Source organism: Caballeronia grimmiae (genome assembly GCF_000698555.1).
Lineage (GTDB): Bacteria > Pseudomonadota > Gammaproteobacteria > Burkholderiales > Burkholderiaceae > Caballeronia > Caballeronia grimmiae.
On record NZ_JFHE01000035.1, the window covers coordinates 1 to 21,020 of the forward strand.

At 61.0% G+C, this 21,020-nt stretch carries 19 protein-coding genes; 17 read left to right on the plus strand and 2 right to left on the minus strand.

The features are described 5' to 3' along the window. Together BG57_RS24500 and BG57_RS24505 are read left to right on the plus strand one after the other, a co-directional pair. Positions 1-328: EAL domain-containing protein (locus tag BG57_RS24500; RefSeq protein ID WP_035969002.1), on the plus strand; the 328-nt coding region annotated here is incomplete at its 5' end. 120 nt (positions 329-448) lie between these two features. Beyond that, positions 449-1,765 (plus strand): Gfo/Idh/MocA family protein, encoded by a 1,317-nt coding sequence (locus tag BG57_RS24505; protein ID WP_052005977.1) that lies wholly within the window; start codon positions 449-451, stop codon positions 1,763-1,765. A gap of 9 nt (positions 1,766-1,774) precedes the next feature. On the opposite strand, the gene BG57_RS24510 is transcribed toward BG57_RS24505, so the two are convergent. Then, a complete protein-coding gene (locus BG57_RS24510; RefSeq protein WP_035969003.1) occupies positions 1,775-2,023 on the minus strand; it encodes a hypothetical protein in 249 nt (82 codons plus the stop codon). A 337-nt stretch (positions 2,024-2,360) separates the two neighbouring features. Between BG57_RS24510 and BG57_RS24515 the strand changes: the two genes are divergently transcribed. The 12 genes from BG57_RS24515 (at position 2,361) to BG57_RS24570 (ending at position 16,245) form a co-directional block, all read left to right on the plus strand. Continuing rightward, on the plus strand, positions 2,361-3,893 hold the full coding sequence (locus BG57_RS24515) for a complex I subunit 4 family protein (protein WP_035969005.1): 1,533 nt from the start codon (positions 2,361-2,363) through the stop codon (positions 3,891-3,893). 628 nt (positions 3,894-4,521) lie between these two features. After that, entirely contained in the window at positions 4,522-5,811 is a 1,290-nt protein-coding gene (locus BG57_RS24520) for a quaternary amine ABC transporter ATP-binding protein (protein ID WP_035969007.1), read from the plus strand. Beyond that, complete coding sequence (locus BG57_RS24525) at positions 5,808-6,698, plus strand: ABC transporter permease (RefSeq protein WP_035969008.1); 891 nt, start codon at positions 5,808-5,810, stop codon at positions 6,696-6,698. Before BG57_RS24520 ends, BG57_RS24525 begins: the two co-directional genes overlap by 4 nt. 112 nt (positions 6,699-6,810) lie before the next feature. Next, positions 6,811-7,686: a glycine betaine ABC transporter substrate-binding protein gene (locus BG57_RS24530; RefSeq protein ID WP_035969010.1), complete on the plus strand. Its 876-nt coding sequence runs from the start codon at positions 6,811-6,813 to the stop codon at positions 7,684-7,686. Between the two features lie 96 nt (positions 7,687-7,782). Continuing rightward, a complete protein-coding gene (glyA, locus tag BG57_RS24535; protein ID WP_035969069.1) occupies positions 7,783-9,078 on the plus strand; it encodes a serine hydroxymethyltransferase in 1,296 nt (431 codons plus the stop codon). A gap of 58 nt (positions 9,079-9,136) precedes the next feature. After that, positions 9,137-10,024: a dihydrodipicolinate synthase family protein gene (locus tag BG57_RS24540; protein WP_035969011.1), complete on the plus strand. Its 888-nt coding sequence runs from the start codon at positions 9,137-9,139 to the stop codon at positions 10,022-10,024. 12 nt (positions 10,025-10,036) lie between these two features. Further along, positions 10,037-11,368 carry an NAD(P)/FAD-dependent oxidoreductase gene (locus BG57_RS24545; protein ID WP_035969012.1) on the plus strand — a complete coding sequence of 444 codons (1,332 nt, stop codon included), beginning with the start codon at positions 10,037-10,039 and terminating at the stop codon, positions 11,366-11,368. 16 nt (positions 11,369-11,384) lie between these two features. Further along, a complete protein-coding gene (locus tag BG57_RS24550; RefSeq protein WP_035969013.1) occupies positions 11,385-12,881 on the plus strand; it encodes an aldehyde dehydrogenase in 1,497 nt (498 codons plus the stop codon). A gap of 20 nt (positions 12,882-12,901) precedes the next feature. Then, complete coding sequence (locus tag BG57_RS24555; protein ID WP_035969015.1) at positions 12,902-13,669, plus strand: pyrroline-5-carboxylate reductase; 768 nt, start codon at positions 12,902-12,904, stop codon at positions 13,667-13,669. 137 nt (positions 13,670-13,806) lie between these two features. Further along, positions 13,807-14,811: a LysR substrate-binding domain-containing protein gene (locus BG57_RS24560; RefSeq protein WP_035969016.1), complete on the plus strand. Its 1,005-nt coding sequence runs from the start codon at positions 13,807-13,809 to the stop codon at positions 14,809-14,811. Between the two features lie 33 nt (positions 14,812-14,844). Continuing rightward, a complete protein-coding gene (locus tag BG57_RS24565) occupies positions 14,845-15,219 on the plus strand; it encodes a cupin domain-containing protein (RefSeq protein ID WP_035969017.1) in 375 nt (124 codons plus the stop codon). A 126-nt stretch (positions 15,220-15,345) separates the two neighbouring features. After that, the gene (locus BG57_RS24570) at positions 15,346-16,245 is read left to right on the plus strand and encodes a flagellar brake protein (RefSeq protein WP_035969019.1); all 900 of its coding nucleotides are present in this window, start codon (positions 15,346-15,348) and stop codon (positions 16,243-16,245) included. Positions 16,246-16,263: 18 nt separating this feature from the next. Here the strand turns inward: BG57_RS24570 and BG57_RS24575 are convergent, their stop codons facing one another. Further along, positions 16,264-16,629 carry a VOC family protein gene (locus tag BG57_RS24575; RefSeq protein WP_035969020.1) on the minus strand — a complete coding sequence of 122 codons (366 nt, stop codon included), beginning with the start codon at positions 16,627-16,629 and terminating at the stop codon, positions 16,264-16,266. 363 nt (positions 16,630-16,992) lie between these two features. On the opposite strand from BG57_RS24575, the gene BG57_RS24580 reads away from it, so the two are divergent. Genes BG57_RS24580 through BG57_RS24590 form a run of 3 tightly spaced genes read left to right on the plus strand, consistent with a single transcriptional unit; the run spans position 16,993 to position 20,991 of the window. Continuing rightward, positions 16,993-17,448 carry a (2Fe-2S)-binding protein gene (locus BG57_RS24580; RefSeq protein ID WP_035969021.1) on the plus strand — a complete coding sequence of 152 codons (456 nt, stop codon included), beginning with the start codon at positions 16,993-16,995 and terminating at the stop codon, positions 17,446-17,448. A gap of 1 nt (position 17,449) precedes the next feature. Further along, the gene (locus BG57_RS24585) at positions 17,450-19,684 is read left to right on the plus strand and encodes a xanthine dehydrogenase family protein molybdopterin-binding subunit (RefSeq protein ID WP_035969023.1); all 2,235 of its coding nucleotides are present in this window, start codon (positions 17,450-17,452) and stop codon (positions 19,682-19,684) included. Positions 19,685-19,695: 11 nt separating this feature from the next. Beyond that, positions 19,696-20,991, plus strand: a complete 1,296-nt coding sequence (locus BG57_RS24590) for a cytochrome c (RefSeq protein WP_229753998.1) — start codon at positions 19,696-19,698, stop codon at positions 20,989-20,991. Positions 20,992-21,020: the final 29 nt, after the last annotated feature.

Consider the following 21,020-nt stretch of genomic DNA (forward strand, 5'->3'; position numbering starts at 1 on the left):
CGACGATTTCGGCACCGGCTATTCGAGCCTGCTGTATCTCAAGCGGCTGCCCGCGACGGAACTGAAGATCGATCGCGGTTTCGTGGGGCAACTGTCTCACGGCACCGAGGACGCGGCGATCGTATCGGCGGTCGTGGCGCTCGGGCGGACGCTCAATCTGCGAATCGTCGCCGAGGGCGTGGAGACGCGTCAGCAGCGCAAGCACCTGACCGAAGTCGGCTGCGACATCCTGCAAGGCTATCTGCTGGGCCGGCCGATGCCCGCGAATCTCTTCGTCGAAGCGGTGCGGAACGCGCATGCGCCGCTCGCGTCGACGCTCGTGCGTTAGCCGCGCACTTGTCGTTGTTTTGCCCAACCCGGTGTCCTCGACAGGGCGATGTAACGGAACGGCGCTTGCTCGAACACGTGTTCGCATCGAGCGCCCTTCCAACCATCAGCGATCCCTCCCATGCCGACGACTCCGCCTCTCGACGACGAGCACGCCCCGCTCGACTCACACACTCCCCGCAGGCGCTTTCTTCAGCGCACCGGAACCGGCGTCGCGGCCGCGCTGCTTGCAGGCGGCGCTGGCACGGCGCGCGTTGCGAACGCAGCGCAAGGCACGCCCGGCGATGCCAACGCCGTGAAGCTGCCGCCCATCGCGGATACCCAGACCGAGCAGCAGGAAGAGACGCCCGATCCACGCGCTCGTCCGGATGAGCGCGTCGGCTTCGCGGTGGTCGGGCTCGGGCGCTTGTCGCTGAATCAGATTCTCCCGGCGCTCGCATCGTCGAAATATGCGAAGTTGTCCGCGCTCGTCAGCGGCGACGCCGACAAGGCTCGCAAGATCGCGCGTCAATACGGGCTGCCCGACACCGCCGTCTACGGCTACGACAGCTTCGAACGCCTCGCCGACAATCGCGATGTGCAAGTCGTCTATATCGTCCTGCCGAACAGCATGCATCGCGAATACACGGAGCGCGCGGCGAAGATCGGCAAGCACGTGCTATGCGAAAAGCCGATGGCGACGAGCGTCGCCGACTGCCAGCGCATGATCGACGCATGCCGCAACGCGAACCGGCTGCTGATGATCGCGTATCGCAGCCAGTACGAGCCGATGGACCGCCTCGTCGCGAAGTGGATCAAGGAGAAGCAACTGGGGCCGGTGACGGAGTTCATCGCCGGCAATTCCCAGAACGCGGGCGATCCCGGCCAGTGGCGGCTCAAGCGCGCGCTGGCCGGAGGCGGGCCGCTGCCGGACGTCGGCATCTATTGCATCAACGCCGCGCGATTCCTGCTGGACGAGGAGCCGACGGAAGTCATCGGCACCGTCGTGCAGCCGGCTTCCGATCCGCGTTTCCGCGAGGTCGAGCAAAGCGTGCATTTCATCCTGCGCTTTCCGAGCGGCGCGACCGCGACGTGCGCGTCGAGCTACGCGACCCACGAAGCGCGATTTTTCCGCGTGCAGGGCGCGAAGGCGTGGGCCGAGATGAATCCGGCGTTCGCGTATAACGGGCTGCGGCTGCGCAAGGGGATGCTGATCGAAGAGAAAAACGCGGCGACAGAAATCACGATCGATCCGGTCGATCAGTTCGCGCGCGAGCTGGATCACATGGCGCTGTGCGTGGTGCGCAATCGCACGCCGCATACGCCCGGCGAGGAAGGGCTGCAGGATCAGCGGATCATCGAGGCGATCTACGAATCGGCGCGCTCCGGGCGCGTCGTCAGGCTCGCGCCGCCGCCGGGACCGACGCGCGGGCCGATGCCCGACGAGGAGAAGTTCTAGCGGCGCGCGTCAGCGCATCGCTTGCCATGCGGCTGGGCGCGATCCGCCCGTCACCAGGCATTGCGACCGGAAGGCGCTGCCCTGGCTGCTGGCGGCGGCGTGGCTGAAGCCCTTGTCGAGCGCATCCACCCGGACCTGCTCGGCGCCTCGCACGCACGACGAGGCGTCGAGGTCGCGCGCCTGCGCGTGCAGCATGGCGCGATCGGCCACGAGGTAAGCGACGACGGCAAAGACGACAGCGTTGAATACCTTTCTCATTCTTTGTCTCCTTGCCACTAGGCTAAGGGCCACACCGCCCGGCGCAAATCAGGGCAAGCACCGAGCAAGACGGACCGTCGGTCAGGCGTCAATCGACCTGGCCCGGCTTGTCAATGCCGCCACGCGCAATGACTTTGATCCCCGCCAATTCCCCGAAAACTTTTTCTTTGGGTTATTCTCGTTAACCCTAGATAAAACGTAGCTTTCAATTCGGTTGCGTTCAGGGCTTCGGATCAACAGCGCCACCGTTCCGCCTGTCAGCTCATCGTCAACTTCGCAGTCCCTGCGCGTCCACGCGGCGTGCGGGAGGCGTTTTGCGCTTCAAACCGTTCAAACTATGCATCTGCCGTCCGTACTCAGTTTTCTCATCTGGATTCCAGTGGTGTCGGGCATCTTCGTGTTCACGTTCAGCCCGTCCGCCACGCTGTCGCGCGCTGCCGCGCTGTTCGGCGCGGTGCTCGGGCTGCTGCCGGTGATACCGCTGCTCTCACGCTTCGATGCTTCCTCGAGTGCGATTCAGTTCGCCGAAAGGATCGACTGGCTTCCGCAGTTCGGTATTTCGTACCACCTGGGCGTCGACGGCATCTCGCTGTGGTTCTCGGTGCTGACCGCGGTGACGACGCTGATCGTGTTCGTCGCGTCATGGCGCAGCGTCACGAAACAGGTCGCGCAGTATTACGGCGCGTTTCTCATACTGTCGGGCTGCATGCAGGGCGTGTTTCTCGCGCTCGACGGCATGCTGTTCTTCGTCTTCTTCGAGGCAACGCTGATTCCGCTGTATCTGCTGATCGGAACATGGGGCTCGGAGCGTCGCGTGTACGCGGCGATGCGCTTTTTCTTCATCTCGCTGTTCGGCTCGCTCGCCATGCTTGCGGCGCTCATCTATCTGTGGAGCCAGTCGCATACGTTCGATATCGACGCGTGGCGGCACCTGAAGATCGGCTTCGCGCCGCAACTGGTGGTGTTCGTGTGCTTCATGGCGGCGTTCTCGGTGAAGGTGCCGATGTGGCCCGTCCATACATGGCTGCCCGACGTGAACGCGGAAGGTCCGACCGGCGCGGCGGTGCTCCTCGGCATGTTGAAGATCGGCGGCTACGGCATGCTGCGTTACGTGTTGCCGATCGTGCCCGATGCATCGCATTTCTTCGCTCCGGCGATGATCGCGCTGGCGCTCGTCGCCGTCCTCTATGGCAGTCTCGTCGCGCTCGCGCAGACCGACATGCGCAAGCTGCTCGCGTATTCGGCGGTCGCGCACATGGGCCTCGTCACGCTCGGCCTCTTCACGTTCGACCCGATGGGCACCGAAGGCGCGGTCGTGCAAATGCTGTCGTACGGCGTGGTGTCCGGTGCGATGCTGCTGTGTACCGGCGTGCTGTTCGACCGCACCCGTAGCGGTTCGATCGATGCGTATGGCGGCGTCGTCAATACGATGCCGAAGTTCGCCACCTACGCGATGCTCTTCTCGATGGCCAATGTCGGTTTGCCGGGCACGTCTGGTTTCGTCGGCGAATTTCTGGTGCTGATGGGCGCGATCCGGTTCAACTTCTGGGTCGGCGCGATTGCCGCGCTGTCGCTGATTCTGAGCGCGGCCTATACGTTGTGGATGTACAAGCGCGTGATGTTCGGCGCGGTCAGGAACGAGCGCGTCGCGATGCTGAAGGACCTCGGCAAGCGCGAGTTCGTCGTGCTCGGCGCGATGGCCGTGCTCGTGCTCGCCATCGGCGTTCATCCGAAGACCTTCACCGATGCGATCGGTCCGTCGGTCGAAGCGGTTGTATCGGCGGCGCAGGCATCGTCCCTGCCGGCGGATGACAACGCGCCTTCTTTCGACGCGCATCGCGTGGAAGCATCGAAGCGCTTGCCCGGATAAGACGAGAAGACCGCTTTCTCTGCGACGGCCTCGGCGTGAATGCACGCCGAGGCCGTTCTTCTTTTTGCGACCCGGTTTATCTCATCCACTGCGACGTAGGCGCGAATCGTCGCCATGCCTCAAGCAAGACGGTTCATTACCGTAAGCCGACTAAGGGCGATCCCTTAGTCGTTCGTTTAAGGACATTCCCTAGGTCCGCCGTTTCAGGCGCAAGGCATCGGCCATGGCGATCGATGCAGCCGGGCGGTTCCCACACGCCTCCAGGCCTCACTCCATAACGCTCCGGGCGATATAGCTCTGACGTGGTGCGTCTGCACGCGTGAATTCCCTCAAAAGCAGCATTACCAAAAGTAGGGCATATGGCCAAGGAAATGTTAGTGGGCGTTCCAATTTGACTTGATACGCTTTGACCCGTGCATAAATTGAACCGATGACAGGCACTGACGAATCAGATGCTTTGATTTGCAGGCGATAAGAACACTGTGTGATTCGCATGCGCCACATTAGACGCGTAAAGCCGTTTGGTGACAGGGCATAAAGCCGGACAGCAAGGCCACACGATGCGCTCGATGCGGGCCGCGCCGGACAGTGTGCTGCCGGATTCGTTGACTATCAGTCGGAACAGAAGATGACACCCAACTTGACCCTTGCGCCGGAGAACCTGGCACACGTAAGTGTTCCTGAGGGCACGGCCGCCGCTTCCAGCAGGGAAGCCGGCATTGCGGCCGGCGCGGAGATTCTGCAAGTCAGGAACCTCTCGAAGATCTTCGGACAGAAGCCCGAGCGCGCGCTCGACATGATGCGGCAAGGCCGCGGACGCAACGAAATCTTCGAACTCACCGGCAACATGGTTGCAGTAGACGATGTCAGTCTCAGCGTCCGCGCCGGAGAGATTTTCGTCATCATGGGGCTGTCCGGATCGGGCAAGTCGACGCTGGTTCGCCTGTTGAACCGCCTGATCGAGCCGACATCCGGAAGCGTCATTCTCGAAGGCCGCGACATCGCCCCGATGTCCACCGTCGAATTGCGGGAAGTGCGGCGCCAGAAGATGTCGATGGTGTTTCAGTCGTTCGCGTTGCTGCCGAATCGCTCGGTGCTCGACAACATCGCTTACGGGCTCGAAGTGTCGGGTCAGAAGAAGGCCGAACGCTATGAGACCGCTCGTGCAGCGCTCCAGCGCGTCGGACTCGGTTCGTACGAGAAGCTGCTGCCAAGCGAGCTGTCGGGCGGCATGCAGCAGCGCGTGGGTCTTGCGCGCGCACTCGCCGTCAATCCTTCCGTACTGCTGATGGACGAGGCGTTCTCGGCGCTCGACCCGCTGATCCGCTTCGAGATGCAAAACGAGTTGCTGCGTTTGCAGAAGGAAGAGCAACGCACGATCGTTTTCATTTCGCACGATATCGAAGAGGCAATCAAGATCGGCGGCCGTATCGGCATCATGAAAGACGGCCGGCTCATTCAGGTCGGCACGCCCGCCGAACTCATTCAGACTCCCGCCGACGATTACGTGCGGGACTTCTTCCGCAACGTGGACGTCTCGCGCTTCCTGACGGCATCGAGCCTGATGGAGAAGCCGCAGAAGGGCGTCTTCGCGTGCGACGTGGGCGCGTCGGCGGAGCGCTATCTCACGGACATGATCGATTCGAACGTCGATTGCGGATACGTCTGCGACGAGGCCGGCCGCTTCGTGGGTTGCGTGACGCTCGACCGGCTGCACAAGGCCGGCAATCGCACCGTGCGCGATGCGCTGCATCCGGAACTGCATGCGGTGCAAGCGGAAGCCGACCTGCACGAACTGGCTTCCGTCGCGCTCAGCCGCGAGTACGACGTTCCCGTCGTGGACGGTGACGGCAAACTCGCCGGCGTCGTGTCGTGCCGTACCATCCTCAGGCAAGTGTTGGAGCGGAGAGCAGCATGAACTCGTCATCATCGATTTTCGGTAAGTTCGCGGAAGACCTCGTCAACTTTCTGTTTGAGCATTTTCGCGGCGGATTCGACGCCTTTTCGTCCGTCCTCGGCGCATTTGTGAAGCTGTTCGAAGATGGACTGGCCGCGGTGCCGTTCATCGCCATGCTCGTGAGTCTGATGGCGCTCGCGCTCTGGCGCCGCGGTGTCGCGTTCGCGGCCTTCGTCGGCGTGGCGCTGTACGTGATCAATTACATGGGGCTGTGGGCGCAGACGGTATCGACACTGGCGCTCGTCATAGCCGCCACGTTCTTTAGCCTCGTTATCGGCGTGCCCATGGGAATCTGGGGCGCGCGCAACCGGCGAGTCGAAGTGGTGCTGCGTTCGCTGCTCGACTTCATGCAGACGATGCCGGCCTTCGTGTATCTGATTCCTGCGGTCATTCTGTTCGGCCTTGGCCGCGTGCCTGCGGTGATTGCAACGATCGTGTTCGCGATGCCGCCCGTGGTGCGCCTGACGACGCTCGGCATCAAGCAGGTGCGCGAGGAACTGCTCGAAGCGGGCCGCGCGTTTGGCAGCACGGATGCGCAGTTGCTGTGGAAGATTCAGCTTCCGAACGCATTGCCGTCGATCATGGCGGGCGTGAATCAGACGATCATGATGGCGCTGTCGATGGTCGTCGTTGCATCGATGATTGGAGCGGGCGGTCTTGGCGAGTACGTTCTGAGCGGCATTCAGCGCCTCGATATCGGGATCGGCTTCGAAGGCGGCCTGGGTGTCGTGTTGCTGGCCATCGTGCTGGACCGTCTCACCGAAAGCTTCGGCGTCAAGTCGAAGAAGAAGCCGCGCAAGTCGGCGAAGTCCCTGAAGCAAGGCGCGAGCAGTGCCGCGCAGACCTGAACGTCCGGCTTCGCGAGCGTGACGAATCACCTCGCGCAGCCGATGAAAGAACGGTAATACTCACGATTAACCACGCGATCTAACGACTGTACGAACTATAAAGGAGTGCAAAATGGCGGGCGGCTTCCTCAAAGGCTTTTTAGCAAAGACGGCATTGGCCGTGACGTTCGGCGTGACGGCGATATCGGCGGGTGCTGCCGAGCCCATCAAGATCGCCGTGACGAACTGGGCGGACGTGCTCGCGGTCGCGAATGTGGCGAAGTACGTGCTCGAAACGAAGCTGCAACAGCCGGTCAAGTTCGTGCAGGCCGACATCGGCATCCAGTATCAGGGCGTTGCGCGCGGCGACCTCGACATCATGGTCGGCGGATGGCTGCCGGTGACGCACGGGGCCTATTACTCGCGTTACAAGAACGACATGGCGGACACCGGCATCATCTATACCGGCGGCAAGAACGGCTGGGCGGTGCCGGACTATGTCCCCGAGAGCGAACTCGGATCGATCGCCGATCTCAACAAGCCCGAGGTCAAAAGCAAGCTGAACGGGACCATTCAGGGCATCGAGCCGGGCGGCGGTCTGATGCAGGCATCGGAAAAGGCGATGAAGGAGTACGACCTGTCCGGCTACAAGCTGCAGTCGTCGAGTGAGGCCGGCATGCTCGCCTCCATCTCGCGTGCATATCAGTCAAAGAACTGGGTCGTGACGACGGTGTGGAGCCCGCACTGGCTGTGGCAGAAGTGGAAGATGCGCTACCTGAAGGACCCGAAAGGCGCACTCGGTGGCGAAGAACAAGTGCACGGCTTTGCATCCAAGCAGTTCGCGACGAAGTTCCCGCGCGCCGATGTCTTCTTTCACCACTTCAAGCTGACGCTGGCGGATGTGGAGTCGATCGAGTACGAAGGCAACACGACCAACGATTGGCCCGGCGCCGCGAAGAAGTTCGTCGAAGCGCATCCGGAGAAAGTCAAAGCGTGGCTCGAGCAGTGAGCGTCGCCGGCGCTTTCTTTCGCTGAGGCGTGACCGGAAGACAGCGCCAATCGAATGTCGACTACGTTTTATCAGCAAGTTGTCGGAGTCGGATACATGAATCAAACAGCACGTTTTTTCGCGGAGACGCTTCAGGACCGCGATCCGGTGATTGCGTCGGAAATTACGCTGGAATTGCGCCGCCAGCAGACGCAGATCGAGATGATCGCTTCGGAGAATATCGTCTCGGCGGCGGTCATGCAGGCTCAGGGAACGGTTCTAACCAATAAGTATGCCGAAGGATATCCGTCGCGCCGCTATTACGGCGGGTGCGATCACGTCGACCGGATCGAATCGCTGGCGATTGATCGCGTCAAGGCCCTTTACGACGCGGAATTTGCGAACGTGCAGCCGCACTCCGGCGCGCAGGCCAACGGCGCAGTGATGCTTGCGCTCCTTAAACCTGGCGACACCGTGATGGGCATGGCGCTCGACGCGGGCGGTCATCTCACGCACGGCGCGCGGCCTGCATTGTCGGGCAAGTGGTTCAACGCAGTGCAATACGGCGTGAGTCCCGATACGTATCGCATCGACTTCGAGCAGGTGCGGCGGCTGGCTGAAGCGCATCGTCCGAAGATGATCATCGCCGGTTATTCCGCTTATCCGAGGGCGCACGATTTCGCCAGATTCCGCGAGATCGCGGATAGCGTCGGCGCGTTGCTGATGGTCGATATGGCGCATATCGCGGGCATCGTCGCGGCGGGGCGTCACGAGAACCCGATCCGCTTTGCGGACGTGGTCACGTCGACAACGCACAAGACGTTGCGAGGCCCGCGCGGCGGCTTCGTGCTGACGAACAACGGCGATATCGCGAAGAAAATCAACTCAGCGGTATTCCCCGGCTTGCAAGGCGGACCGTTGATGCACGTCATCGCGGCCAAGGCGGTGGCTTTCGGCGAAGCGTTGCGGCCTGAATTCAGGACGTATATCGATCAGGTGTTGAAAAACGCGGGCGCGCTCGGCGATGTACTCAGCGCAGGCGGCGTGCGTCTCGTCACGGGCGGCACCGACAACCATCTGCTGCTCGTCGATCTTCGCACCAAAGGACTCACCGGCACGCAAGCGGAAAAGGCACTGGAGCGCGCCGGCATTACCTGCAACAAGAACGGCATTCCCTTCGACACGGAAAACCCGACGGTGACATCGGGCATTCGTCTCGGCACGCCAGCGGGCACGACGCGCGGCTTCGGCGCGAGGGAATTCGAGCTGGTCGGCGAGATGATTCTCGAAGTGCTGGACGCCCTCGAGAACGATCCGCAGGGCAGCGACGCCGTCGAGCGTTCAGTGCGCAGCCGCGTGCGCGATCTGTGCAGCCAGTTCCCCATCTACTCGCCTGCCGACGCGCTCGTCTGAAAACGGCGTACGTACGGACCTTAACCGCAACTTCATAACCGAATCGAGAGAGAACACGATGGTCAGCTTCGAAGGAGTTCACGCACCGCTGGTAACGCCATTCACTGCGGACGGCGAAATCGATCACGCACTGCTCGCCAGGCACGCAAAAGGACTAGTGGGCCGGTTAAGCGGCCTGGGCGTCGGAGGCACGACGGGTGAGTATTACGCGCTGACGCTCGACGAACGCGTGAAGACGTATCACACGGTCGTCGATGCGGTCGGCGGCAAGACGGTGCTATCCGCCGGCATCAATGCAACGACGACGAAGGACGTGATTCACCTCGGTCTTGCGGCGAAGCAGGCGGGCATGTCCGCGCTCCTGATGGCCACGCCTTACTACGCGCAGCCGACGCAGGAAGAGCTTCTGACGCACTTTCTCAAGGTCGATGACGCCGTCGATCTGCCGATCATGCTCTATAACTTTCCCGCGCGAACGGGCACCGAAATCAGCGACGCGGTATTGGAGAAGTTGCTGGAACGCCCGAATTTTCAGGCGATGAAAGAAAGCACCGGCGATATCGGCCATCTGCATCATCTGGCGACTCACTTCAAAGACCGGCTCGTGCTGAGTTGCGGCATGGACGATCAGGCGCTCGAGTTCTTCGCGTGGGGCGCGAAAAGCTGGGTCGGCGCGGCGGCGAACTTCATTCCCGAGTCGCACGTCGAGCTGCTCGAAGCCTGCACGCAAGGCGATTTCGTGAAGGGCCGTCAACTGATGAGCGCACTGCTGCCGGTGCTCGAACTGCTCGAACGCAGCGGCAAATTCATTCAATACGTGCGATACGGCTGCGAGCTCGCTGGCGTGGCCGTCGGCAACGCGCGTGCGCCGCTCGGCACGCTGACGGACCAAGAACGAAAGGCATTTGCTTCCGTCGTCCAACCCTTGCTGCGCAACGCACAGTAGATAGAAGATCGTATGAGCTCCAAACTGGACTTCGGGCGCGTACCGACTCCCGATGGTGTGAATGGCTGGTGGGAAAGTCTTCCGCCGCCGGCCAATGCGGTGAAAGTCGCTTCAACCCTTCGATTCGATTGGGTCGTCATCGGCGGAGGCATCACGGGACTGTGCGCGGCCCGGCGTCTTGCGGAGCTCAGTCCTGATTCGTCGATCGCACTCGTGGAGGCGGATCGCATCGGACGCGGCACGGCCGGACGCAACTCGGGCTTCTTCGTCGACCTGCCGCACGATATCAGCAGTGAAAGCTATTCGCGCAGCGTCGAAGCCGATAAAGCCGACATCCGCTTGCAGCGTCATGGAATCGACTATGTGCGGTCCGCCGTCATCGAACATGGAATCGATTGCGACTGGCGCGACGACGGCAAGTATCACGCCGCCGTCAACAAGCGCGGCAAGGGGGCGCTCGAGCACTTCGCCAAGGGGCTGGAGATCATCGGTGAAAAGTTCGGATGGCTCGACGAAGCGGCGATTCGCGCGGTGACGGGCAGCGATTTCTATAAAGCCGCCATCCTCACACCGGGATGCAGCACGGTACAGCCCGCCGCGTTGATGCGCGGACTGGCGGCTGCACTGCCAGACAACGTCAAGGTATTCGAATCGAGCGCGGTCAAGGGCATCGAATCCGGCGCTGGTGTGAAAAGGCTTACGTTCGCCGAAGGGGAGATCGTCGCTAAGGAGGTGATTCTATGCACGAACTCTTATGCTGCCAGATTCGGGAAGGACGCCAACGGCTTGCTGCCCGTGTACACGTTCGCATCGATGACCCGCGTGATGAATCGCGATGAAGTGGCGAGGCTCGGCGGTCTGTCGTCGTGGGCGCTCATCCCGGCCGATCCCGTCGGATCGACGGTGCGCAGATTGATTACCGATCGCATCTGTGTCCGCAATCATTTCGCGTTCCGGCCGGACGTAAGTATTTCGGACGCCGATATAAGCAAAGCCAGGGCGATGCACCAGCGGTCTTTCGACCGGCGTTTCCCGATGTTGAAGGACGTCGAATTCGAGTACACGTGGGGCGGCGCGCTGTGTCTGTCGGCGAATAGCGGATCGCTGTTCGGCAAGCGCGACGACGGCATTTTCCAGTCGATCGGCTGCAATGGGCTTGGGCTCAGTCGCGGTTCGTCGGCGGGAAAGCTGATCGCCGAGTACGCGCTCGGCAAATCGAACGAACTCGTGCAGCAGGTGTTGAAGCAACCGAAACCGCGTCCGCTTCCCGGCCGGCCGATCTCTGACATCGCTGTGTCGACAGCCATTTGGTTCAAGGAACTCTCGGCAGGCGCCGAACTTTGATTTCGCGAGGTCAAACATGAGCACATACGAAGAATGGAAGCAGATGGCCGCGAACGCATCACTCGATGGCCGCGCGTTCATCAATGGCCAACGATGCGCGGCTGCATCCGAGGCAACGTTCGAAACACTCAATCCTGCCACGGGCAAAGTGCTGGCGAAGATCGCCCGGTGCGAGCAGGCCGATGTCGATCGCGCGGTGATTGCGGCCCGCGAGGCCTTTGAAAGCGGCGTCTGGTCGAAGGCCGCGCCGTCACATCGCAAGGCGGTCTTGCTGCGCCTCGCGCAACTCATCGACGAGAACGCCGAAGAGCTCGCGCTGCTCGAGGCGCTCGAAGCGGGTAAGCCCGTCAGCGAGTGCATGGGACTCGACATTCCCGAATCGGCAGCGTGCATCCGTTGGCATGCCGAAGTAACCGATAAGCGCTATGACGCTTTGTCGCCGTCCGGCGCGGGCGTCGTGAGCATGATTACGCGCGAACCGATCGGCGTCGTGGCGGGCGTGCTGCCGTGGAATTTCCCCGCGCTGATGCTCGCATGGAAGATCGGTCCGGCGCTGTCGGTCGGCAATAGCTTGATCATCAAGCCTGCGGAGCAGACGTCGCTCTCCACGCTGAGAATCGCGGATCTCGCGGCTGAAGCGGGCTTGCCTGCGGGCGTGTTCAATGTCGTCACGGGCTTTGGCGAGGGCGCGGGTCAGGCGCTGGGCCTCCATCCCGATGTCGATCTCGTCGCCTTCACCGGTTCGACGGAAACCGGCAAGCGATTCCTTCGCTATTCGGCCGATTCGAATCTGAAGCGCGTCGTGCTGGAATGCGGCGGCAAGAATCCGCAGGTGATTCTGCCCGACGTCGCGAATCTCGATCCCGTCGCGGAGAACGCAGTCGCCGCCGCGTTCTGGAACATGGGAGAGAACTGCAGCGCGGGCTCGCGGATCATCGTGGCGTCGAGCAAGAAGGCGGAATTGCTCGAAAAGGTGCTTGCGGTGCTGGACGGCTGGAGGACCGGCGATCCGCTCGATCCCGATGTCAGGCTCGGGGCGCTCATCGAATCCGGTCATTATGACAAGGTGCTCTCGCACATCGAAAAGGCCAGGAAAGAAGGCGCGAATCTGGTGTGCGGCGGCAAGGCGGTGCAAACCGGATCGGGCGGCTGGTTCGTCGAGCCGACGATCTTCGACAAGGTCACGCCGGACATGAGCATCGCTCGCGAGGAAGTGTTCGGGCCGGTGCTCTGCATCATCGAATACGACGACGTGGAAGACGCCGTGCGTATCGCCAACGATACGTGCTACGGCCTGGCCGCGTCGCTGTGGACCGACAACGTCAATCATGCGCACAAGATCGCATCGCGGATTCGAGCAGGGACGGTTACGGTCAACTGCTTCGGTGAGGGCGACTTGTCGACGCCGTTTGGCGGCTTCAAGCAATCCGGGTTCGGCGGACGAGACAAGTCGGTGTATGCACACGACCAATACTGCGAACTGAAGACCACGTGGATCAAGCTGGAAGACTAAGCCAAGAGGACGGGAAGAATATGCGAATTGGATTCATTGGGTCAGGCGGCATCACGCGTGCAGTTGTCACGGGTCTTTGCGAAGGCGGCGCGAAGCATGAAATATCGCTTTCGCCTCGTAACGCCGAAGTGGCCGCGCAACTCGCGCAGCTCGATGATCGCGTGCGTGTGCGTGAATCGAATCAGCAGGTGGTCGATGCGAGCGATGTCGTGTGCATTGCCGTCGTCCCGAACAACGCTGAAGCGGTGTTGCAAGCGCTGACGTTTCGGGCCGATCAGATCGTCGTCAGCTTCGTGGCGGGCCTGACGGTCGAACGCCTGAAGCGATCGCTTCGCGGCGATCCAGCGATCGTCCGCGCCATTCCCTTGCCGGCGACGGCGCACGGAAGTGGCAGCACCGTCGTCTATCCTCGGAACGCGCAAGCGAAGGCGATATTCGATGCGATCGGCACGACCGTCGAAGTGACGGAGGAAGCGCAGTTCGACTTGTTCTCGGTGGCGACTGCGACGATGTCGACTTACTACGGTTTCGTGGAAGCACAGGCGAAGTGGCTCGCGGAAAGAGGCGTTCCTTATGAGGGTGCGCGCGCATTCCTTGCGGGCTATTACTCCGGATTGGCAAAGCTGGCTCAGGTCGGCAACGACTCGTTCAGCGAACTGGCGAAGCAGTGCACGACCAAGGGCGGCATCAATGAACTGATGCAACAGAAGCTGCAATCCGAAGGCTTCTTCGATCAGGTCGGCAGCGCGATGGACGCCGTCGAGAAGAGACTCATGAATGGGAAGTGACACGGGCGCTTCGGAGCGCGCGCCACGGATCCGGCTCCCCATAAAAAAAGCTGCGCGGTAAGATATAGAGGCTGCCGAGCCTATCGGCAGACTCCCGGAGCGTTGAATGCTCGCCGCGCGACAAGAGGTTCCAGACCATGCAGAAGAAGCAGATCTTCACTGACCGGTTGCTCGCGCAGATGCCTTCGCTGCGAGCCCTTAAATGCTTCGTGACTGCCGCGCGTTACGAGAACTTCACGCAAGCTGCCGACGTATTGTGCGTGACTCAGGCGGCGATCAGCAGACAAATAAAAGAACTCGAAGACTCTCTCGAAGTCGCGCTGTTCGATCGCTCCGGAAAACATATCGCACTGACCGAGGCGGGGCGTCTGCTTTACAACGCGTCATATCTGTCGATCATGAATATCGCGGAGACCGTGGAGACGGTTCGGCGAGCAGGCCGCGCCGCGCTGACGATCTGCGTGTCGCACACGTTCTCCGCGCTTTGGCTTGCGCCGCGCATGCAAGCCTTCAGAAGACAGTTCCCTGATGTGAAGCTGCATGTGATTGTCACCGATCACTTCATGGAGTTCGACAGGCTTATCGACCCTGACATCATCATCACGAAGAACCCGCCGCGCGAAGCCGAATACGAAGTCGAACGCCTGTTTCATGATGTCGTGTACCCGGTCTGCAGCAAACGGTTCTTCGAGGAAGAGTATCGCGGGAGAAGGGTGTCTGCGCTGGACTTGCTCGTGCATCCCACCTTGAACCTGTCGCCTTTGGGCCGCACGCAAGTGTGCGAACACGTGGACTGGCGCGTATGGCGCAACTGGTTTCAACAGGGTGAATCCGGTGAGCGGCTGGTCGAGACGGATCATCTCGAGAGCAATGACTATCGCCTGCTCGTATCGCAAGCCGAGGAAGGCGAGGGTACCTTGCTCGGATGGCATCACCTCGTGCATCGGCAAGTGCAACAGGGCGTGCTGGTGCGCCCGGTCGAAGAAAGCCTCGTGTTCCGCGATCGATATCACTATCTCATCACGCATAAAAACGCAGTCGAGCGGCCCGAATACAAGCTGTTCCGGACGTGGCTCGTCAGCGAGGTCAAGGACATGATGGCGAGCTGGCGCGAAGACGCCGAAGAACGTGTGGTCTCGTGAAACGCCTTCTTTGTTTCGATACAACCGACGCATATGACCGACAAAGACATCGCCCTGGATGAAGCGAATATTGGCCGCCGGCTTCACACCATCGAGGAGGATGCGTGGGAACCCATGCTCATCGAAGGCAGGCGACACCCCGGCTTCTGGATCATCCCGTTAGTCGACGATGAAAGCGGCGCCTGGACAAGTTACTGGATGCGGCTGGAAGCAGGCGCAAAGTCTCTGTTCCACACGCATACGTCGACGGAACTGCTGTTCATCAAGGACGGCGTGTACACGGACCAGGACGGCACAGATGTGACCGCAGGCCAGGTCGTGACGTTTGCGAAGGGCACATCGCACTGGGCTCATTCGCGGGAAGGGTGCACGGTGCTCGTCGTGACGAACAGCGAATCGGCGTTGTAAGCGACGGCTTTTTTGTCAGCGCAGCGTTGTTCAAGTTTCGTCGGATGAATGCGCGGTCACGCACTTAAATAGTGCGGCGGGTGAGTTACGGTAGCGCAACAGAAAACAGAACAGGTCAGTTGCGCCATGAACCTTGTCAAAGTTGCCCCGCACGAACTGAAGATCGGAACGCCCCTGCCTTTCGCGGTGTACTCCGCAACCGGCAAATTGCTTCTCACGCGAGGCTATTGCGTGCGATCGGAAAGCCAGCGTGACAGGATCCTCACGGCAGGCGGATTCCGCGACGACGCTGCGCCAGCGGATCGTATCGAAGCGCCCATACCTGCGCCGGCCAATCTGCTCATCTCGACCGCGAAGCACGACGCTTCAGCACGAGAAAGCGCCAGCCCGGTGACGAGCATTGCAGGTACCTTGCCGAAGGTGATCGACGCGATGCAGTTGTCGATTGTCGGACACACGCACGCGCCCTTGCAAACCGATTACGTCGGCTCGATTGCCGGACAGGCTCTTCTATTAACCGCCACGACCGGACACGAGCTATTCGAACCGGGTGTGGAAGTCGAGTGCAAGGCGCTGCGCGGAAGAAAGGTTTATATGTTCCGCAGTACGGTCATCGGGCGAAGCGAGTTGCCAGTAAGACTCGTCTATCTCGCGCAGCCGGACATCGTGCGTACGCATATCGTGCGAAAGCATGTGCGGGTGTCGACGGAACTGGCGGGCAGGCTCATTCGAAACGACTGCATAGCGGCGGGCTTCGACGTCACCGTCGTCAACGTGAGTCTTGGCGGCGTGGCATTGAGCGCAACCGATGTCATCGTGAACGTCGGCGAGCACTTCAAGCTCTCGCTGCGGCTGCGCGCCGACGGCAAGCTGCATGCAGTCGTGTTGAACTGCATTGCACGCAGTCTCCGGCATGTCGACGGTGCGGTGCTCGTCGGTGTCGAGTTCAGCAATCGCACTCCGGACATAACGGCTCTGCTCAGAGCACATCTGTTCGAAATGGCGACGGGCAGCGGGGCCGACTGAATGCGAATGCGTGGGTGCTTAGAACGGCACTTCGCCGACATGCCATAGCACGCCCGATGGATCGAATACGAATCCGACCTTCATGCCCCAGCTTTGCATGGCAGGCGGACGTGCTGCGTTCACTTGAAAGCGGCCAGCGAGCGCTTCCGGGTTCATCTGCTGCCACCATGCGTCCACGTCTCTCACCAGCAACTGCAGCATGCAGTTTTCAGCGAACTCCTTCACGTAGTAGTTCTGCAAGATAAAGCTGAAGCTCTCGGCTTTGAGCATCGCGATCTCGCCGTCCTCATGCGTGATGCGAAAACCGAGTGCCTGATAAAAGCGCTTCGACACGTCGAAATCTTTCGCAGGCACGAATGGCCGCAGGGAGAGAAGTTGGCTCATCGTTCGAATGGGGACGAGTGGAAGAGCGAAGAGTGTAATCGACGTCTGTCTCTTTCTCGTGCAACTAACTGTCTTTCGCATCAGCCGACTATATAAACGACGAGTGAATTCATCGCGATTCAGGCTTTGCATTGAACCGTCTCTGGTCTGCAAGGCCGTCGTCATGTCAGCTTGATTTTTTGAGCGGCGCTACAATCCCGAAGCCTTGCAATGCACAGCCGCCGGTGCCATCGCGTGAAGCGGCGGTCGAACTGATAACGACTCAAGCCCGCGACGCATGTCACCGTCAGGCCGTTGGCCGCTGTCCACGCGGCCGACCAATTGCGCCACCGCTTTAGTCAACGCACAAGCCCGGAGCCGCTCATGACCACGCTTTCCATCAATGGCCAGTCTCATACCGTCGATGCGCCGCCCGATATGCCGCTGCTTTGGGTGCTTCGCGATATCGTCGGCCTGACTGGCACCAAGTTCGGCTGCGGCATTGCGCAATGCGGCGCTTGCACCGTGCATCTCGATGGCGTCGCCATGCGCTCTTGTGTGCTGCCGATTGCAGCCATCGGCGATCGCAAGGTCACGACGATCGAAGCCGTCGGCGAAACGCCTGCGGGCAAGAAAGTGCAAATGGCATGGAATCAACTCGACGTCGTGCAGTGCGGCTATTGCCAGTCGGGGCAGGTCATGTCGGCGGCAGCCCTGATCGCGACCGTTCCTCATCCCACCGACGCGGATATCGACGCTGCAATGGCCGGCAACATCTGCCGCTGCGGAACCTATAACCGCATTCGTGCGGCGATCAAGCAAGCAGCCAAGGAGGCGTGAGATGTCGCGAGGATTACTCGAAGCGGGACGCCATCACGCTTCTAAAGGCTTTTCGCGCCGGTCGTTCCTTAAGTTCGGACTGACAGCGAGCGTTACCGCGAGCGGCGGATTTCTCATTGGCTTTAGCGTGCCGGCAGCGAGTCAGGATCAGGGAAAAGGCAAGTCCGTCATTGGCGGCGACGGAGTAGAGACGCCGCAAGACGGTGTCTTCGCGCCGAATGCTTTCGTGCAGATCGACAAGACCGGCAAGGTCGTGCTGATCATGCCGAAAGTGGAAATGGGGCAGGGTGTTTACACCGCATTGCCGATGCTGATTGCAGAAGAGCTCGAAGTCCCACTGGATAGCGTGACGATCGATCATGCGCCGCCCAATGAGAAATTGTTCATGGACCCGCTGTTGGGCGGGCAATTGACGGGCGGTTCCACATCCGTTCGCTATGCATGGGAGCCGATGCGCAAGGCGGGCGCCGCCGCTCGCATGATGCTGGTTTCCGCAGCCGCGCAGCAGTGGCAATGCGATGCGTCGACGTGTCGTGCAGAGAACGGCAAGGTCGTTCATGCAGCGGACGGCCGCAGCGCAAGCTATGGCGAGCTTGCGCAAGCGGCAGCGAATGTGCCGGTGCCTCAGGATATCAAGCTGAAAGACCCGAAAGACTTTCGCATCATCGGCACGCCGGTCAAGCGCCTGGATTCGCCCGAAAAATCCAATGGCACAGCGGTCTTCGGCCTCGATGTCCGCTTGCCCGGAATGGTCTATGCGGTCATCGTGAACTGCCCGGTTTTCGGCGGCACGCTGGCCTCTGTCGACGACACCCACGCCAAAAAAATTCCGGGCGTGCGTCAGGTCATCAAATTCGATAACGGCGTCGCCGTAGTAGGCGACCACACATGGGCCGCCAAACGCGGGGCCGCGGCGCTTGCGATTCAATGGAACGAAGGCGCGGGCGCGAACGTATCGACTCAAATGCTTTTCGATGAGATGGCGAAGGCATCGGAGAAATCAGGCGCGGTCGCGCGCAAGGACGGCGATGTAGGCAAAGGCTTCGCCAATGCCAAGACACGGGTCGATGCTGTATATCAACAGCCGCTGCTCGCGCACGCAACGATGGAGCCCGTCAATTGCACGGTGCACGTGCGGCCCGATGGATGCGATATCTGGATTGGCACGCAAGTGCCGACGCGCGTTCAGGGCGCAGGCGTTCAGGCGACCGGATTGCCGCCCGAGAAGGTCGTCGTGCATAACCATCTGTTGGGCGGCGGCTTCGGCAGACGGCTCGAATACGATATGGCAACGCAAGCGCTCAAGATCGGCAAACAGCTTGGCGTGCCCGTGAAGGTGACTTATTCGCGCGAGGAAGACATACAGCACGACATGTATCGTCCGTGCTACTACGACAAACTCTCTGCGGCGCTCGATGCAAACGGAAAGCCGATCGCGTGGACGCATCGCATCGTGGGTTCGTCCGTGCTTGCACGATTCGCGCCGCCTGCGGTGAAGGACGGACTCGATCCCGATGCGATCGAAGTTGCAGCCGACCTTCCCTATGACTTGCCCAATCAGGTAGTCGATTACGTGCGTCAGGAACCGCGCCATGTGCCGACTGCGTTCTGGCGCGGTGTCGGGCCTACGCGAGGGACGTTCGTCGTCGAAAGTTTCATCGACGAACTCGCGGCACAGGCGAAGATCGATCCGGTTCAATACCGGCGCGACTTGCTAGGCAAAACGCCGCGCGCACGAAACGTACTGGATGTCGCGACGCAAGCGGCAGGCTGGGGCAAGCAATCCATGCCGCAAGGGCAGGGGCGCGGCGTATCGGTGATGCATGCGTTCGGCAGTTACTTCGCGATGGTCGCGGACGTTACGGTCGACAAGGAAGGCGGCGTGAGAGTGAATCGCGTCGTATGCGCGGTGGACTGCGGCATGGTGGTGAATCCGAATACAGTGGAAGCGCAGGTGCAGGGCGGCATCATCTTCGGCATCACCGGGGCGCTTTACGGTGAGATCACCATCAAGCATGGCCGCGTCGAACAAAGCAACTTCACCGACTACCGCATGCTGCGCATCGATGAAACGCCGCCTATCGAAGTGCATATCGTCAAGAGCAGTGAAGCGCCGGGTGGTATCGGCGAACCCGGTACAGCCGCGCTGGCGCCTGCCATCACGAACGCCATTCACGCAGCAACCGGCAAGCGGCTAAGGCAATTGCCCGTCGGTTATCAATTGCGCAGCGCCTGAGGAGGCCAGTCATGACGAACATGTTCACGCCTCTCAAGGTGACGCTCGCCGCAGCGGGCGTTGCGCTTGCAATGGTTCCGCTGATTGCGCGTGCCGATGCCGCCAGCGATGCGCTCGTCTCGCGCGGCGCTTATCTGGCCAAAGCCGGCGATTGCATCGCCTGCCATACCGCGCCGCGCGGCAAGCCAATGGCAGGCGGCTTGCCGATGGCGACACCGCTCGGCGCGATCTACACCACGAACATCACACCGGACCCGGATACGGGAATCGGCCGTTATAGTCAGGACGACTTCTCGCGCGCTGTTCGTGAAGGCGTTGCAAAGGATGGCCACAATCTCTATCCCGCGATGCCTTACCCGTCCTATGCCAAGATAAACGACGCGGACATGCAGGCGCTTTATGCTTATTTCATGCATGGGGTATCGCCTGTCAGGCAAGCGAATCGTGAGCCCGGCATGAAATGGCCGCTCAATATGCGCTGGCCGCTCAAGATCTGGAACGCATTCTTTCTCGACAAGGGCGTCTATAAGGACAAGGCCAACCAGGATGTCGCGTGGAATCGCGGCGCATATCTGACGCAAGGCTTGGGACACTGCGGCGCGTGTCATACGCCGCGTGGCATTGCGTTCCAGGAAAAGGCACTCGATGAAAGCGGCGGCGCCTATCTGACCGGAGGCTTGCTGGATAACTGGTTCGGCTCAAACCTCACCGGCGATCACAACACCGGACTCGGGCGATGGTCGGAGCAGGAGGTTGCGACGTTCCTCAAAACGGGCGCGAATGCGCATGCCACGGCGTTCGGTTCGATGACGAGCGTCATCAACAACAGCACGCAAGCGCTCAGCGACAGCGATGTTGCCGCAATGGCGCGCTATCTGAAGTCGCTGCCGGCTGCTGGCGGCAATGGCAACCCGCCTTATTCATATGATCCCAAGGCAAGCAAGGTGTCGTTGACACGGCCCGCTCCGGCTGAGTCCGGCGCGCGCGTGTATGCGGCGTTCTGCATGCACTGTCACGGGACCGACGGTCGCGGGTTTGCGCCCATGCTCGCGCCGCTCGCCGGCAACCCCAACGTGCTGGAGAAAGATACGTCGTCCCTGATCAACGTGACGCTGAACGGCACCGAGGATCTCGTGATTCAGGGCGTACCCGCGCCCTATCCGATGCCGCGCTATGCGCCGGTACTGAATGATCAGCAGATAGCCGACGTCGTGACGTTCATTCGCGGCGCATGGAACAACAACATGCCGGCGGTAAAGGTCGAAGACGTGGCGAAGATGCGGAAGTCGACGGAAGCGGCGCGTTGAGGCGCGCCGTTTTTTCCGATTCGAAGGCG

Coding starts and splice junctions, on each gene's coding strand:
- BG57_RS24505 (WP_052005977.1), top strand. CDS start 449: ATGCCGACGACTCCGCCTCTCGACGACGAGCACGCCCCGCTCGACTCA.
- BG57_RS24510 (WP_035969003.1), bottom strand. CDS start 2,023: ATGAGAAAGGTATTCAACGCTGTCGTCTTTGCCGTCGTCGCTTACCTC.
- BG57_RS24515 (WP_035969005.1), top strand. CDS start 2,361: ATGCATCTGCCGTCCGTACTCAGTTTTCTCATCTGGATTCCAGTGGTG.
- BG57_RS24520 (WP_035969007.1), top strand. CDS start 4,522: ATGACACCCAACTTGACCCTTGCGCCGGAGAACCTGGCACACGTAAGT.
- BG57_RS24525 (WP_035969008.1), top strand. CDS start 5,808: ATGAACTCGTCATCATCGATTTTCGGTAAGTTCGCGGAAGACCTCGTC.
- BG57_RS24530 (WP_035969010.1), top strand. CDS start 6,811: ATGGCGGGCGGCTTCCTCAAAGGCTTTTTAGCAAAGACGGCATTGGCC.
- glyA (WP_035969069.1), top strand. CDS start 7,783: ATGAATCAAACAGCACGTTTTTTCGCGGAGACGCTTCAGGACCGCGAT.
- BG57_RS24540 (WP_035969011.1), top strand. CDS start 9,137: ATGGTCAGCTTCGAAGGAGTTCACGCACCGCTGGTAACGCCATTCACT.
- BG57_RS24545 (WP_035969012.1), top strand. CDS start 10,037: ATGAGCTCCAAACTGGACTTCGGGCGCGTACCGACTCCCGATGGTGTG.
- BG57_RS24550 (WP_035969013.1), top strand. CDS start 11,385: ATGAGCACATACGAAGAATGGAAGCAGATGGCCGCGAACGCATCACTC.
- BG57_RS24555 (WP_035969015.1), top strand. CDS start 12,902: ATGCGAATTGGATTCATTGGGTCAGGCGGCATCACGCGTGCAGTTGTC.
- BG57_RS24560 (WP_035969016.1), top strand. CDS start 13,807: ATGCAGAAGAAGCAGATCTTCACTGACCGGTTGCTCGCGCAGATGCCT.
- BG57_RS24565 (WP_035969017.1), top strand. CDS start 14,845: ATGACCGACAAAGACATCGCCCTGGATGAAGCGAATATTGGCCGCCGG.
- BG57_RS24570 (WP_035969019.1), top strand. CDS start 15,346: ATGAACCTTGTCAAAGTTGCCCCGCACGAACTGAAGATCGGAACGCCC.
- BG57_RS24575 (WP_035969020.1), bottom strand. CDS start 16,629: ATGAGCCAACTTCTCTCCCTGCGGCCATTCGTGCCTGCGAAAGATTTC.
- BG57_RS24580 (WP_035969021.1), top strand. CDS start 16,993: ATGACCACGCTTTCCATCAATGGCCAGTCTCATACCGTCGATGCGCCG.
- BG57_RS24585 (WP_035969023.1), top strand. CDS start 17,450: ATGTCGCGAGGATTACTCGAAGCGGGACGCCATCACGCTTCTAAAGGC.
- BG57_RS24590 (WP_229753998.1), top strand. CDS start 19,696: ATGACGAACATGTTCACGCCTCTCAAGGTGACGCTCGCCGCAGCGGGC.